The following is a 13,233-nucleotide window of genomic DNA, read 5'->3' on the forward strand; positions in this document are numbered from 1 at the left end:
GCGTCGCCGCGTCCTAGATTGCCGGGGTGCAGAAGGTCACGGTCCGGGTCCTCGGCCCGCTCCGTGTGACGGCCGGCGGCGCGGCGGTCGAGGTCGGCTCCGGCCGCCGCCGCGAGCTGCTCGCCCGGCTCGCCGCGGCCGGCGGCGAGGTCGTCGCCGTCGACACGCTGGTGGAGGACCTGTGGCAGGGCGCCCCGCCCGCGCAGGCGCACGGCGGGCTGCAGGTCCACGTCTCCCGGCTGCGACGGGTGCTCGAACCCGACCGGTCCCCGCGGGCGGTCCCGACGGTGCTGGTCAGCCGCCCACCCGGCTACGCGCTGGCACTCGGCCCCGACGGGCTCGACGCGCGCGCCTTCACCGACCTCCTCGACCGCGCCGCCGCGGCCGCACCGGACCGGGCCGACGCCCTGCTCGGCGAGGCCCTGGCGCTGTGGGACGGTCCCGCCTACGCCGAGTTCGCCGACGCCGCCTGGGCGCGCGCCGAGGCCGAACGCCTCGACGAGCTGCGTCAGGTCGCGGTCGAGCGGCGGGCCCGCGCACGGCTGCGGCTGGGCCGGGCCGACGCCGTCGTCCCGGACCTGACGGCGCTGGCGGGGGAGCACCCGCTGCGCGAGGACGCGGTCGGGCTGCTGGCCGTCGCGCTGTACCGCACCGGCAGGCAGGCCGACGCGCTGGCCGTGCTGGCCCGCACCCGGCGCCTGCTCGCCGACGAGCTGGGTGTCGACCCCGGCCCCGGGCTGCGCGCGATCGAGGCGGACGTGCTCGCCCACCGCGACCCCGGTGGCGGCACCGGCGGGGGTCCCGGTGTCGGTCCCGCCGGCCGCGCCGACGCGCCCGCGACCGGGACCGCACCGCGTCCGCCCGGACCGGCACCGGGCGACCCGCCCGCGAGGACGCCGTCGTTGCTCGGGCGGGCGGCCGAGCTCGGCAGGCTCACCGCCGCCGCGGAGCGGGCCCGCGGCGGCGGGCAGCTGGTGCTCGTCGCCGCCGACGCGGGCGCGGGCAAGTCCACGCTGCTCGCCGCGTTCGCCGCCGCCGCGACCGCCGACGGCTGGACGGCCGTCACCGGCCGGTGCCCGGAGATCGACGGCGCCCCGCCGGCCTGGGCGTGGCGGGAGATCGTCGACGCGCTCGTCACGGCGCACGACCCGCCCGCCGACCTGGGCGAGCGGCTCGCCCCGCTGCGCTCCCCGGCCGGGCCCGGCGGCGCCGAGGTCACGTTCTGGCTGGCCCGGGCGGTGGTGGAGCTGCTCGCCGTCGCGGGGCGGGAGCGGCCGCTGCTGCTGGTCCTCGACGACCTGCACCGCGCCGAGTCCGAGACCCTCGCCCTGCTGCGCGCGGTCGTCGCCGGGGTCACGGAGCTGCCCGTGCTCGTCGCCGCGGGCCTGCGCCCGGCCGAGGCGGGTGCCGAGCTTCAGGCCGCGCTCGCCGCCCTCGCCGAGCCCACGGCGGACCGCATCGAGCCGGCGCCGATGACCGCGGGCGACGTCGCCGGGATGCTGGACCGGCACGGCGTGCCCGCCGCCGCGCCCGAGCTGGTCGCCCGGATCACCGAACGGACCGGCGGGAACCCGCTCTTCGTCCGCGAGCTGGCCCGCCTCGTCGCCGCGGAGGGCCCGTCCGCCGCGGCCGACGCCGTCCCGGCCGGGGTCCGCGAGGTGCTGCGCCGGCGCCTGGCCCGGCTGCCCGCGATCACCCGCACCGCGCTGGCCCGGGTCTCGGTGCTCGGCCGCGACCTGGACACCGACGACGCCCTCGACCTCGCCGCCTCCGCCGACGGCGCCGACCCGCTGGACGCCCTGGAGCCCGCGGTGCTCGGCGGGATGCTGCTCGAACCCGGGCCGGGACGGCTGCGGTTCTCCCACGACCTGGTCCGCGACACCCTCTACGGCGACATCCCGCAGCTGCGTCGCGCCCGGCTGCACGCCGCGGCCCACGCGATCCTCACCCGCAGGCGGCCCGACGACCCGGTCCCGCTGGCCCACCACGCACTCGCCGCCGGGTCCGCCGTCGAGCCGGACCGTGCCCTGGCCGCGGTCCGTGCCGCCGCCGCGGCCGCCGCCGGGTTCGGCTCGCACCGCGAGGCCGCCCGGTTCTACGGCCGCGCCGTCGAGCTCGCCGGACGGGCCGGGACCGGCGTCGACGACGAGCTCGCCCTGCGCTGCGCGCTGGTCGCCGAGCTCGCCCGCGGCGGCGACGGCCACACCGCCCTCACCGAGCGCCGGACCGCCGTCGACCAGGCGACGGCCGCCGCACCGCAGTGGCTCGGCGCCGTCCTGACCAGCTACGACACCCCGGTCAGCTGGACCATCCGGCCGGGCCAGAACATCGACGCCGAGCTGATCGACCTCATCGAGACCGAGCTCGCGGCGACCCCGCCCGACGCCGTCGACCGGCGGGTGCGGCTGCTCGCCGCCCTGGTGTTCGAGATCGAGGGGCACGACGACGACCGGGTCCGCTCCGCCTCGGCGGAGGCCATGGCGCTCACCGGGCGCGGCGTCGACCCGCTGCTGCGCTGCCGGGCGCTCAACGCCCGGTTCTTCGCCGTCCTCGCCCCGGACCTGTGGCACGAGCTGGCCCCGGTGGGGGAGGAGCTGGCCGAGCTCGGCGGCCGGGCCGGGCACGCCGGCTACCGCACGCAGGCCCACCACCTGCAGCTCATGGTCGCCGCCGGCCGCCACGACCTCGACGCGGCGACACGGCACGCGGAGGCCGCCGTCGCCGGGGCCCCGGGCGGCCAGCTGGAGTTCACGCTCGGCTGGGCCTACATCTTCGCGGCGCTGCGCGCACTCGTCGCGGGGGAGCTGGACACCGCCGAGGAGCGCTACTCCGAGCTCGCGACCCGGCTGGTCGGTGCCGGCCAGGTCAACGGGGCGCTGATGGGGCTGCTGGGGCGGTTCGTCGTGCGGTACGACCAGGGCCGCCTCGGCGAGCTGGTCCCCGAGCTCGAGGCGCTCCGCGACGCGCTGCCGCCGACCTTCGGTGACTTCCTCGCGCTGGCCCACCTGCACGCGGGCGACCCCGTCCGGGCCCGCGAGGTGTGGGCGCCGGACGCGGAGCTGGCCCGCAGCTACTACTGGCTGATCTGGACCTGCGTGCGCGCCGAGGTGGCGGTCGGCCTGGCCGACCGGGACGTCGCCGCGCGGTACCGGGAGCAGCTGCGCCCGTGGACGGGCACGGTCGCGGGGCTGTCGTCGGGCACGATCGCGCTCGGCCCCACCGACCTGGTGCTCGCCGGTCTGGAGGGGCTGCTCGACCCGGCAGGCGGCGGCCGGGTCCACCACCTGCGCGAGGCCGAGCGGGTCGCCGCGGAGCTGGGTGCCCCGGTGTGGCGCGACCGCGCCCGGCGGCTGCTCCCGGCGGCCGTCGCCGACCACTCGACGGCACCGGCTCCCGGGGCTCAGGACGTGCCGAACACCAGCGCACAGCGCCTGCGGTAGCCGCCGCGCAGCAGCCGCTCCATCAGCACGACCACCGGCCCGGCCTCGCGGCGCATCCCGGCCCACTCCTGCGGGGTGGTCACGGCGACGATCCGCGGCAGCATGAACCGCAGGCCCGGCCCGGACTTCTGCACCTGCGCGACGACGGCGTCCCAGTCGTCGGCGGGTACGTGGCGCTCGATCACCGGGAACAGGTCGCGCTCCTCGGCGTCGAGGTGCTCGTCGATCTCGTCGCGGACGACGGCGAGCCGGTCAGCGAGCACGCCCGCCGCCCGCGCCCGGGCCGGTCCCTGCGCCGCGGCGACGACGGCGGCCGCGGCCTCCCGCACCGCGGCGAGCAGCGGGTCGAGGCGGCCGTGGTCGTCGCTGAGCTCGTCCAGGTCGACGGCGTGCCCGGCGTGCCGGGCGATCACCGGCCAGGCGATGTCGTCCTCGGCGGTGTGGTGGCCGTGGATCTCGTGCTCCAGCTGCTCCAGCCAGGTCCGCAGCGCGTGGGCGCGCCGGTCCGGGCAGGGCGCACCGTCGGCGATCGCGCGGGCGGCGTCGGCGAGCCGGTGCAGGTCGACCCGCATGACGCGGTGGGCGAGGGTGATGCCGACCAGGTCGGCGGTACGGGTGTCGCGGGCGGTGGTCACCGGGGTCTCCTACGGGTTCGGGGCGGTCGGTCTCTCGACACCGCAGACCGTGCGCCCACCCGCCGGCCGGGGACTTGCACCTCACTTGTGCCACCGTTCGCCCGGCCTTGACCGGCCGGCCAACCAAGAGTAGACCGGAGGCATCCCCACAGGGACCTCACAGGAGAAGGTGACTGACGATGGCTGGGACCACTGGTCGTACCTGGCAGCGGTGGCAGGACTGGGCCGCTCTCGTGATCGGTGTGCTGACGGCCCTCTCGCCTCTCGTGACGACGACGAACGCCGCCGCCGCGTGGACGATGGTCGTACTGGGCGTGGTGCTCGCCGCCACGTCGCTCTGGTCGCTCGCCGTGCCCGGCTCGGTGGCGAGCGAATGGGTGCACGGTGTGCTCGGCGTGCTGCTGTTCCTCGCCCCCTGGGTGATGGGCTACAGCGTGCTGACCGGGGCGTCGTGGACGTCCTGGGTGGCGGGCGTCCTCGCGGTCGTCGTGGCGGCCTCGGCGCTGCCCGCGGCGAACGCGGAACACCGCACGGTCGCCATGCACTGACCGTCCGGCAGCACGACGACCAGGTGAGGGGCCGCGACCCGGAGGGGTCGCGGCCCCCGCCGTGTCCGGGGGAGGATCGCACCGTGGACCACGAGCTCGACCCGGACGCACCCGCCCGGGACCGCATCCTCGACGCGGCCGAGGGGCTGTTCGCCGAGCACGGCTTCGACGCGACGCCCACCTCGCGCATCGCCGAGCGTGCCGGGGTGCCGAAGGGGCTGGTGCACTACTACTTCCGCCGCAAGCCCGACCTGCTCGAAGCGCTCGTCGAACGGCTCCCGCACCCGGTGCGCGGGGCGGACGTCGCCGTCGCCGGGGACGTGCTCGCCGGGCTGCGTGCGCTGGTCACCGCGCTGGACCGGGCGCTCGACGCGTCCTCGGTCCTGTCCCACCTGCTGTGGCGCGAGGCCGACACCCACCCGGTCGTCCGTGACGCGCTGCTGCGCCGCTCCGGCGAGCTGGAGGACGCGGTGCACGAGGTGCTGCACACCGGCGGCGGGGCACCGGATCGGATCCGCGGCGCCGCCCGGCTGCTGGCCGCGGCGATCGGGCACCGCTACGCCCTGGACCGGCACGGCGACGACGCCCGCACCGACATGGAGGCCGAGCTGTCCTTCGTCGCCGCGGGCCTGTAGCGGCGCCCCCGGAGCGGGGGTCAGGGCCAGGGGCGCCAGGGCGCGCCGGACTCCTCGTAGCGCGGGACGGTGTGCCTGCGGTCGGCGAGCCGGTGCAGCGCGTGCGCGGCCCACGTCCGCCATCCGACCAGCACCAGCACGACGACGATCAGCCCGGCGGTGAGCGGGCCGGCCCAGCCGAGCGGCCCCGAGGCGTTGACCGCCGCCATGACCAGCGGGCCGAGCAGCGCGAACACCGCGCCCGCGACCTGCGGGAGCCGGGCGTCGGCGAGCACGTCGACGGCGATCAGCCTGCGCTGCTCACCGTCCGGGGTGCCTCCCGAGCGCAGCACCTTCCGTGCGGCCGCGCGGTCGCGCACCAGTCCCATGTCCGGCCCGCGGGACGGGGCGACCCGCACCGGGATCCGCGACGCCGACAGCCACAGCAGCACCACGCCGAGCAGGCTCAGCAGCCCGCCGACGACGATCGCGGCCAGCAGGTGGTCGGCGCGGGCGTGGACGTCGGTGGTGATCGAGTAGACGACGCCGAACCACGCCGCCGCGACCCCGGCCGCGACCCGGCCGATGACGACGGCCCGCAGCGACGGCGGTCGCACGGTCGGCCACGGCCCGGCCGGCGCGACGGCGGCCGGCTCGCCGGGCCGGTCGACGGGACGGCCCTCGGGCACCGGCGGTGCGGGCGGGGACAGCACCGGGCCGGGTGCACCCGGGGGACCCGCGGGCGGCGGGGCCGCGGACTCGTGCAGCCGCTGACGTCCGCCGGGCGCGGGCGGAGGGGCCGGGGGCCCGGGCGCGGGGGAGCGGGGGCCGGCGTCGCGGTCGGCCCGGTCGCCGGTGTCCGGAGCACGCATGGTCGCGACGCTACCCGCGGGTCCGGACGCTCCGGCCGGGGTGTCGGCCCCGCGCGACGGGTGCGGCCCCCGGGGCGCCGAACGAGCGATGCGGATCACGCAGAGACGACATTCAGGTCAGGTTAGGCTCGCCTTCCCAGATCGAAGGAGGCCTGCCGTGCCGCGTGCCGCAGCACCCCTGTCCGCCCGTTCCGTGAGCCGTCGCGGCGTCCTCGCCGGCGCCGCCGGTCTGCTGGTCCTCGCCGGGTGCGGGACCCGGCCGCAGGACGGGCAGGGCGCCGACGGTGTGGCCGCGGAGGGCTACCCGGTGACGGTGCGGCACGCGCTGGGGGAGACGGTCGTCCCCGACCGGCCGCAGCGCGTCGTCACGCTGAGCGCGGCGAACACCGACGTCGCGCTGGCGATGGGGGTGCTGCCGGTCGCGATCCCGCGCACCGTCTACGGCGGCGACGCCGAGGGTGTGCTGCCCTGGGTGCGCGACGCGATCACCGCGCACGGTGGCGCGTTTCCGCAGGTCATCGGCTCCGACGACCTGTCGGTGACGCCGATCGAACAGGTCGCTGCGGCCCGGCCGGACCTGGTGCTGGCCACCTACTCGGGCCTGACGCGGGCCGAGTACGACCAGCTGTCCGCGATCGCCCCGACCGTCGCCTACCCCGACGCCCCCTACTCCACCGGCTGGCAGGACCAGACCCGGATCGCCGGTCAGGTGTTCGGCGACCCGGCGCGGGCCCGGCAGCTGATCGACTCCACCGGGCAGCGCCTGCGCACGGCGGCCCAGCGGTACCCGCAGCTGGCGGGTGCCACGTTCGTCTACACCGGAGGGATGGACTCCGGTGCGCTCGGTGTCTTCCGGGCGGGCGACGTCCGCGTCCAGCTGGTCACCGACCTCGGGCTCACCCTGGCGCCCTACGTCGAGCAGAACGCGCCGGGCGGTGGGGAGGTCTACTACACCGTCAGCGGTGAGCTGCTCTCGCGCGTCGAGTCCGACCTCGTCATCGGCTTCTTCGCGACGCCGGCCGAGGAGCAGGCCTTCCGGAGCGCGCCCGGCGTCGGGCTGCTGCCGGCGATGGCCCGTGGCGGGTTCGCCCCGGTCGTCGGGGCCGACCGGGTGGTGGCGAGCTCGGCGCCGTCGGTCCTGTCGATCCCGTGGGTGCTCGACGCGTACCTGCCGATCCTGGCCGCCGCCGCCGCTCGCTCGCGCGGCTGATCCGGTCACCCACCTGCCGTAGTCGACATCTGACTATCAGTTATCTCCGCAGGTGACGCGAACGGGTGAATGCGCGTTGCGGGCGCGGTCGCCCCTCGTTGAGTGGGCAAGACCGTTTGCGACGGTCTAACGACCAACCATGGAGGTTGTGAGATGCGGAAGTCCGTTCGCGGCGCGCTCGTCGGCGCAGCGCTGCTCCCCCTGGCCGTCGCGGCCCCCGCCGCGGCCTTCGCCGGCACCACCGGCTACGACGAGGGTGGCAAGGACAAGGGTCACTCGAAGCACGAGGGTGACAAGGACAAGGGCCACCACAAGAAGCACGGTCACCACAAGAAGTGGGACCACAAGAAGCACGACGACAAGAAGCACGACCTCGCGCTGCCGGCCCCGCTGGACAGCGTCGTCGACATGATCACCGGTGCCACCGGCGGCGACCTGCCGTCGGCGCCGGCGACCCCGGTCGGCTGACCGACCCCGGTCCCGCGACGGGCCGGTCCGGACCCTCGAGGGGTGTCCGGACCGGCCCGTCCGCCGTTGCGGGGCCGGTGCCGTACGGGCGGGTCAGATCACCGGCGCCGGGTCCTGCGTCGGTGGGTCCTTCAGGATCGTGTCGCCCTTGACGAACCACGCGACACCGAACGCGAGGATCGCGACGGCCTCGAGCCAGAACAGGGTGTGGAACCGCTCGGCGACGGCGTCGGGCACCAGTGCCGCGTCCAGTGCGGCCAGCACGAGGCAGGTCACGATCGTCGCGCCGCAGACCCGGTAGACGAGGTTGCGGGCAGCCTTGCTCCGCGTCCCGGATCCGCCGCGGGTGAACAGGACCAGGCAGAACCAGGCCAGGCCCGCGAAGAACACCGTCGCCGCGGCCAGGTGGAGGTACCCGACGACGGTCGCCGCCGTCGTCGCCGCGCCGTCGGGCCGGGTGGGCAGCAGTGCGACGGCGATCGCCGCCGTCCCGGTGATGTTGGCGAGCCGGTTGTCCGGCCGCTCGTAGCGGTAGCAGAAGAGGAACACGCCGACCGCGCACAGCGAGCCGACGAACACGTCGCGCATCGGCGAGTAGTAGTAGCGGCTGATGGAGTCCTGCAGCCCGTCGCCGCCGAGGGCCAGGTCGCCCGTCACCAGCACGAACGGGAGCAGGATCCCGATCACGCCGACGGCACGCCGCAGACCCAGGTAGGACAGCACGGCACCGTCGGCACGCGAGGACATGACGAAGATCGTCGCAGAGACGTCGCTCGAACTCTCGTTCGATCGGGCGTAGCGTTCGGGAGGTGGACGTCGGCGGGCAGGCTTCGCTCTTCGCGACCGGGGGTGTGGCCCCGGCGTACCGGCACGAGCTCACCGGTGGGGCGTGGGTCGACGTCGCGGTCGGCTGGGCCCCCGATGCGGACGAGCTGTTCGCGCTGCTCCGCGCGACCGTGCCGTTCCGCGGCCACCGCCGCCGCATGTACGACCGCGTGGTCGACGAGCCGCGCCTCACCCACCGCTGGGTCCTGCCCGACGACGCGGTGCCCCACCGGCTGCGCGACATGGGCCGGACGCTGGGGGAGCGCTACGGCCACGACTTCACCCAGATCGGCGTGAACCTCTACCGCGACGGCGCCGACGGCGTGGCCTGGCACGGCGATCGGGTCGCCCGCGAGCGGCCCGAGGCCGTCGTCGCGCTGGTCGCCCTCGGCGCGACGCGGCCGCTGCGGCTGCGCCCGACCGGCGGCGGGGCGTCGGTGTCGTTCCCGCTCGCCTCGGGCGACCTGCTGGTCATGGGCGGGACGTGCCAGCGGACCTGGCAGCACAGCGTGCCGAAGGTGGCGCGCAGCGGTCCGCGCATCAGCGTCCAGTTCCGCCACCTGTATCCGGGGATGCCGCCGGGTGGGCGACCGACATAGTCTGCGTCGATGCAGCGCAAGATCGGCGTGATGGGCGGGACGTTCGACCCCGTCCACCACGGCCACCTCGTCGCCGCCAGTGAGGTGGCGGACCGCTTCGCCCTCGACGAGGTGATCTTCGTGCCGACCGGGCGACCGTGGCAGAAGACCGGCCGCGACGTCTCGCCGGCCGAGGACCGCTACCTGATGACGGTCATCGCGACGGCGTCGAACCCCCGGTTCTCGGTCAGTCGCGTCGACGTCGACCGTGACGGCCCCACCTACACCGCGGACACCCTCGCCGACCTGCACGCCGCCATGCCCGACGCGCAGCTGTTCTTCATCACCGGCGCCGACGCCCTCCAGCAGATCCTGTCGTGGCGCAAGGTCGACGAGCTGTTCCGCTACGCGCACTTCGTCGGCGTGACCCGGCCCGGGTACGAGCTGGCCGACGGGCACCTGCCCCAGGGGTCGGTGACGACGGTCGAGGTGCCCGCGATGGCGATCTCGTCCAGCGAGTGCCGGGCGCGCGTGGGTGCGGGGAGGCCGGTCTGGTACCTCGTGCCGGACGGGGTGGTGCAGTACATCTCCAAGCGCAGTCTCTACCTGAATCCGGACGCTTGACCTGCGAATTCTCCGACGGTCACCCCCGCGGGTACAAATCCGGTACAAGATCACCTGACTCGGATGGTCAGCGCAGAGCCGCACCGAGCGCGGTGTCGACGAGCATCCGAGTGCGGTCCAGGGCGTCCGGCCACTCGTGCGCGTAGGTGTTCAGGGTGATCATCGGCGAGCTGTGTCCCAGTGCGAGCTGCACCGTCTTGACCGATGCCCCGTTGTGGATCAACAGGGTCGCGAAGTAGTGGCGGAGCCCGTGCAGCCCGAACCCCTGGGGGAGGCGTGCCCGGCGCACGGCCGAGCGCCAGACCGTCGACCAGTTCGAACGGTGCAGCGGGAGCCCGTTGCCCGTGACGAACAGCAGCCGGGCCGGCCGCACGACGACGTTGCGCGGGTCGGTCCGGTCCTCGATCTCGACGACCGCAGGCGGGTAGGTGGCGATGTGGTCGCGTAGCGCGTCGGCGACGATGTCCGGCAGCTCGACCGTGCGGCGGCTCGACCGTGACTTCAGCTCGCCCAGGTAGGCGGGAGCACCGACCATCCGCTTCATCTGGCGGACGACGCGGACCTCTTCGGCGTCGAGGTCGACGTCGTCCAGCTCACTCCGGACCAGGTCCGCGAGCACATGGACCCCGCCTACGCCGTCCGCGTCCTCGGCGCCCTCACCGACGACCAGCCTCCCGCGCCCACGACGGCGTCCAGCTCGTTGATGGCCGTCGCGCCGTCGTCGATCACCGGCCGGGTCTGCTTCCGGTAGATCCACACGACGGCGGAGTCGTCGGTGCTTGACTTGCTCCTTCGGGTCGCCAGGGTCTTGGCGCTGGCCGCCGCACGTGGTCGGCGGTCAGTTCTCACTCGCATGAGCGATGTCATGCTCCCTCAGCGTCGCGAGACCGAGCGCGACTTCGGTCCCGGGTCGATCCGTCCGCCGTATCTCCTGGTCGGGGCCGACAAGCGCCAGTTTGGCGTGGGCTTCCAAGCCGGCCACGACTGTCCGTCGGACGGACGCGGCCCGGCGCTGTCGTAGTAGTGCCGTCGGGCCGTCTGACGACCTTGGTGGCGGCCCCTGGCGTGGTCGACGTTGAGGGGCGGGTCGAGAGCCCGGATGACATCAGCTTCACCGGCCCGGGGGGTCGGGTACTCGCACCAGGGGACGCGCAGGTTCTCGCTCATCCACTGAGTGAGCCGAGCTTCGTCGTCGTCGACCAGGACGACGCGATCGCTCCAGCGCGTCCGGTACTCCTGCTCGTCGAGCAGAAGGCCGGCGAGTGTGCGGCGCAGGGTTGAACTGCCACTCCGACGCAGGTGGTTCGAGGCGAGCCGCGTGCGGAGCCTCGTCGCGAGGCCGACGTAGAGGAGACCACCAGGCATAGAGGCCCGGAACCGCCGGCGCCAGAATACGGACGTCCTCGGTGGGGAGGGGTTGTCGATCAGCGCGTCGACGACGGATTCGGTCGGCGGGGGAGCAGACGACACGGCAGTCTGCCCGGGGACCGAGCGGCGAGATAGCTGTTCGTCAATCCTTCGTCAGCGCGTCCACCAACGGCGATAGACAGCGACAGCCGCGAGAGCGATGTCACGCAGGTCGGGCGTGTGCGATCGCAAACCTCACACGTCCGTGGATCGTGCTGATTCGTTCCGCTTCAACTTCTGAACCGCACGCCGGGTCGGACCGCGTCCGCGCGGATGAGGCCCGGGGGCGGTCAGGAGAACACGCGCTCGAGCCAGTCCAACCATGCCTGCTCGGTGGCCTGACGGTCGATGGCAGCGTAGATGTAGTGGCCCACGGCCTGGGGCATGCCCATCGCCGAGTTGTCGTGGAAGCGGTAGAGACCGTCGTCCGTGCGCAACGCGAGGAAGTTGACGAACGCGGGGTAGGCGAAGTCGACCACCCCCTCCAACGCGGGCAGGCCCTGCGGGGTCAGACGCAGATTCTGCCCCTGTTCGAACGGACCCTCGACGCCGAGGGCTTTCTCTAGGGTCGCCCACGAGTTCGGCGTCGCAGAGGACGGCGGCCCCTGGGCGGTGACGAAATTGGCGGGCCGTCCGGCGAAGTGCTTCAGGTACTCGGCCAGGGTGTGCAGATACATGTCCCAGCCGTAGCCGCTCATCTCACCGAAATCGAACTCGGCCTCCCAGTCGTCGCCGAGGTAGCCGCTGTGAACGAAAGTTAGGGAAGTGGTGCTGTCGTCGTCGGCCGCCACGAGGTACTCGAACGCATGGAAGGCGCCGTTCTCGGCCTTCGGTGTGCGCACGACCAAGCGCTCGTTCTCAGTGGCCTCGACTTCCATCCCGTCCTTCGCCTGGTAGGGATCCGGGGACCAGGCGGCCTGGCCCTCCGGGGTCGCGATAGCTCGCCACACCTGCTCGGGTGTGGCCTCGAGGACGACGGCCTTGCGGATCTCGAAGTTCTTGGACATGGCGGTGCTCCTCAGCGGTGGTTCCGACCTGCTCCGATGGGGGCCGGAGGGGTGCTTCGACGGGTGGTGGACGAGATCAGCGGAGGTGGCCGTCGGCGGTGTCGGGAACGGCGGGATGCAGGGCGACGACCAGGCGGTTGAGCTTGCCTGTCCCGGCCGTCCCCGGTTCCTGGCCGGTGTGATGCCTGGCCACCAGCTCGGTGACGACGGCGGCGAGCTCCTGGGTGAAGGCGGCCCGGTCCGCCGCGGAGGCGAAGCGGATCTGGCCGTCGATGGCGAAGGTCGCCACCGGCTTACGCGCTCGCTGCGCCCCCGCGAGCAACGTGCCCACGTCGCGCACCAGTCGGGACGCCAGGGCGAGCAGCCACCGCGCCGAAAGCTGGTCCGGGGCACGGCCCGGGTCGGGCTGGAGCCGCCCGAGCGCGCCAGGGGAGATCACGTACGAGGCGGACGTGGCCTGCAGTATCCGCTCGGTGAAGTTGCCGCGGCGCCGCTCCTCGACGAGCTCGACCAGGCCATGCTGCTCGAGGACCCTCAGGTGGTAGTTCACCTTCTGTCGCGGGATGCCGAGCCGGGCGGCGATGGTGGAAGCCGACCCCGGCTCGATCAGGTCCCCGAGGATCTGACGCCGCAGGGGATCCAGCGACGCCTCCGCAGCGGCCGGGTCCTCGATGGTGCTCACCTCGTGCATGCCCTCATCCTGACCGTTGACAAATAATTTTGTCAACGCCATGCCTCGCGAGCGGGGGCGCCACCGGACCGGCCGGTTGTCAGTCGATGCCTACGTCTCCCGGTGGGACGAAACAAGCGTTGTCCAACGCCCAGGCTCAGACTGTCGCCCGCGACGGTCGGGGATCGCGCTCAGCGACGTAGTGGAGCAGTGGGACACGGCAGGCCGGTACAAATCCGGTACAAACCAGCCTGACCAGCGACGCCCAAGGACGACCAGTCATAACCAGTGAATTCGCAGGTCAGTGGCCGGACGAGCGGCGTTTCGGGTGGTCG

At 74.2% G+C, this 13,233-nt stretch carries 15 protein-coding genes; 8 read left to right on the forward strand and 7 right to left on the reverse strand.

Annotated elements, in window-relative coordinates; translation table 11 throughout:
- Positions 1-26 precede the first annotated feature (26 nt).
- Positions 27-3,440, forward strand: coding sequence for a BTAD domain-containing putative transcriptional regulator (locus ATL51_RS24705; RefSeq protein ID WP_208623067.1), 3,414 nt, complete (start codon positions 27-29; stop codon positions 3,438-3,440).
- Here ATL51_RS24705 and ATL51_RS24710 read toward each other — a convergent pair.
- Positions 3,401-4,075, reverse strand: a complete 675-nt coding sequence (locus tag ATL51_RS24710; protein WP_100880083.1) for a hemerythrin domain-containing protein — start codon at positions 4,073-4,075, stop codon at positions 3,401-3,403. The two genes, ATL51_RS24705 and ATL51_RS24710, sit on opposite strands and share 40 nt — an antisense overlap.
- Before the next feature lie 179 nt (positions 4,076-4,254).
- On the opposite strand from ATL51_RS24710, the gene ATL51_RS24715 reads away from it, so the two are divergent.
- Together ATL51_RS24715 and ATL51_RS24720 are read left to right on the forward strand one after the other, a co-directional pair.
- Positions 4,255-4,623 carry an SPW repeat domain-containing protein gene (locus ATL51_RS24715; RefSeq protein WP_100880084.1) on the forward strand — a complete coding sequence of 123 codons (369 nt, stop codon included), beginning with the start codon at positions 4,255-4,257 and terminating at the stop codon, positions 4,621-4,623.
- Positions 4,624-4,706: 83 nt separating this feature from the next.
- Positions 4,707-5,258 carry a TetR/AcrR family transcriptional regulator gene (locus ATL51_RS24720; protein ID WP_073578039.1) on the forward strand — a complete coding sequence of 184 codons (552 nt, stop codon included), beginning with the start codon at positions 4,707-4,709 and terminating at the stop codon, positions 5,256-5,258.
- 20 nt (positions 5,259-5,278) lie between these two features.
- Here ATL51_RS24720 and ATL51_RS24725 read toward each other — a convergent pair whose 3' ends face one another.
- Entirely contained in the window at positions 5,279-6,109 is an 831-nt protein-coding gene (locus ATL51_RS24725; RefSeq protein WP_100880085.1) for a hypothetical protein, read from the reverse strand.
- Between the two features lie 157 nt (positions 6,110-6,266).
- Here ATL51_RS24725 and ATL51_RS24730 point away from each other — a divergent pair, with 157 nt between their 5' ends.
- On the forward strand, positions 6,267-7,319 hold the full coding sequence (locus tag ATL51_RS24730) for an ABC transporter substrate-binding protein (protein WP_157818508.1): 1,053 nt from the start codon (positions 6,267-6,269) through the stop codon (positions 7,317-7,319).
- 153 nt (positions 7,320-7,472) lie between these two features.
- The gene (locus tag ATL51_RS24735; protein ID WP_100880087.1) at positions 7,473-7,787 is read left to right on the forward strand and encodes a hypothetical protein; all 315 of its coding nucleotides are present in this window, start codon (positions 7,473-7,475) and stop codon (positions 7,785-7,787) included.
- 93 nt (positions 7,788-7,880) lie between these two features.
- Here ATL51_RS24735 and ATL51_RS24740 read toward each other — a convergent pair whose 3' ends face one another.
- On the reverse strand, positions 7,881-8,534 hold the full coding sequence (locus ATL51_RS24740; protein WP_100880088.1) for a DUF998 domain-containing protein: 654 nt from the start codon (positions 8,532-8,534) through the stop codon (positions 7,881-7,883).
- A 62-nt stretch (positions 8,535-8,596) separates the two neighbouring features.
- Between ATL51_RS24740 and ATL51_RS24745 the strand changes: the two genes are divergently transcribed.
- On the forward strand, positions 8,597-9,211 hold the full coding sequence (locus tag ATL51_RS24745) for an alpha-ketoglutarate-dependent dioxygenase AlkB (RefSeq protein WP_073578035.1): 615 nt from the start codon (positions 8,597-8,599) through the stop codon (positions 9,209-9,211).
- A 9-nt stretch (positions 9,212-9,220) separates the two neighbouring features.
- Positions 9,221-9,814 (forward strand): nicotinate-nucleotide adenylyltransferase, encoded by a 594-nt coding sequence (gene nadD, locus ATL51_RS24750; RefSeq protein WP_100880089.1) that lies wholly within the window; start codon positions 9,221-9,223, stop codon positions 9,812-9,814.
- A gap of 67 nt (positions 9,815-9,881) precedes the next feature.
- Here the strand turns inward: nadD and ATL51_RS24755 are convergent, their stop codons facing one another.
- Positions 9,882-10,433 (reverse strand): site-specific integrase, encoded by a 552-nt coding sequence (locus ATL51_RS24755; protein WP_157818509.1) that lies wholly within the window; start codon positions 10,431-10,433, stop codon positions 9,882-9,884.
- On the opposite strand from ATL51_RS24755, the gene ATL51_RS29595 reads away from it, so the two are divergent.
- Positions 10,434-10,565, forward strand: a complete 132-nt coding sequence (locus ATL51_RS29595) for a hypothetical protein (protein ID WP_301549175.1) — start codon at positions 10,434-10,436, stop codon at positions 10,563-10,565. It begins immediately after the preceding gene.
- A 122-nt stretch (positions 10,566-10,687) separates the two neighbouring features.
- Here ATL51_RS29595 and ATL51_RS29950 read toward each other — a convergent pair whose 3' ends face one another.
- The 3 genes from ATL51_RS29950 to ATL51_RS24770 form a co-directional block, all read right to left on the reverse strand.
- Positions 10,688-11,179, reverse strand: a complete 492-nt coding sequence (locus tag ATL51_RS29950) for a GIY-YIG nuclease family protein (protein ID WP_392567411.1) — start codon at positions 11,177-11,179, stop codon at positions 10,688-10,690.
- Between the two features lie 332 nt (positions 11,180-11,511).
- On the reverse strand, positions 11,512-12,228 hold the full coding sequence (locus ATL51_RS24765) for an SRPBCC family protein (RefSeq protein ID WP_100880091.1): 717 nt from the start codon (positions 12,226-12,228) through the stop codon (positions 11,512-11,514).
- A gap of 76 nt (positions 12,229-12,304) precedes the next feature.
- The gene (locus tag ATL51_RS24770; protein ID WP_100880092.1) at positions 12,305-12,919 is read right to left on the reverse strand and encodes an ArsR/SmtB family transcription factor; all 615 of its coding nucleotides are present in this window, start codon (positions 12,917-12,919) and stop codon (positions 12,305-12,307) included.
- Positions 12,920-13,233: the final 314 nt, after the last annotated feature.

The sequence above is a fragment of the Pseudonocardia alni genome, from assembly GCF_002813375.1.
GTDB lineage: Bacteria > Actinomycetota > Actinomycetes > Mycobacteriales > Pseudonocardiaceae > Pseudonocardia > Pseudonocardia alni.

Coding starts and splice junctions, on each gene's coding strand:
- ATL51_RS29595 (WP_301549175.1), top strand. CDS start 10,434: ATGGACCCCGCCTACGCCGTCCGCGTCCTCGGCGCCCTCACCGACGAC.
- nadD (WP_100880089.1), top strand. CDS start 9,221: ATGCAGCGCAAGATCGGCGTGATGGGCGGGACGTTCGACCCCGTCCAC.
- ATL51_RS24725 (WP_100880085.1), bottom strand. CDS start 6,109: ATGCGTGCTCCGGACACCGGCGACCGGGCCGACCGCGACGCCGGCCCC.
- ATL51_RS24765 (WP_100880091.1), bottom strand. CDS start 12,228: ATGTCCAAGAACTTCGAGATCCGCAAGGCCGTCGTCCTCGAGGCCACA.
- ATL51_RS29950 (WP_392567411.1), bottom strand. CDS start 11,179: ATGCCTGGTGGTCTCCTCTACGTCGGCCTCGCGACGAGGCTCCGCACG.
- ATL51_RS24715 (WP_100880084.1), top strand. CDS start 4,255: ATGGCTGGGACCACTGGTCGTACCTGGCAGCGGTGGCAGGACTGGGCC.
- ATL51_RS24770 (WP_100880092.1), bottom strand. CDS start 12,919: ATGCACGAGGTGAGCACCATCGAGGACCCGGCCGCTGCGGAGGCGTCG.
- ATL51_RS24740 (WP_100880088.1), bottom strand. CDS start 8,534: ATGTCCTCGCGTGCCGACGGTGCCGTGCTGTCCTACCTGGGTCTGCGG.
- ATL51_RS24735 (WP_100880087.1), top strand. CDS start 7,473: ATGCGGAAGTCCGTTCGCGGCGCGCTCGTCGGCGCAGCGCTGCTCCCC.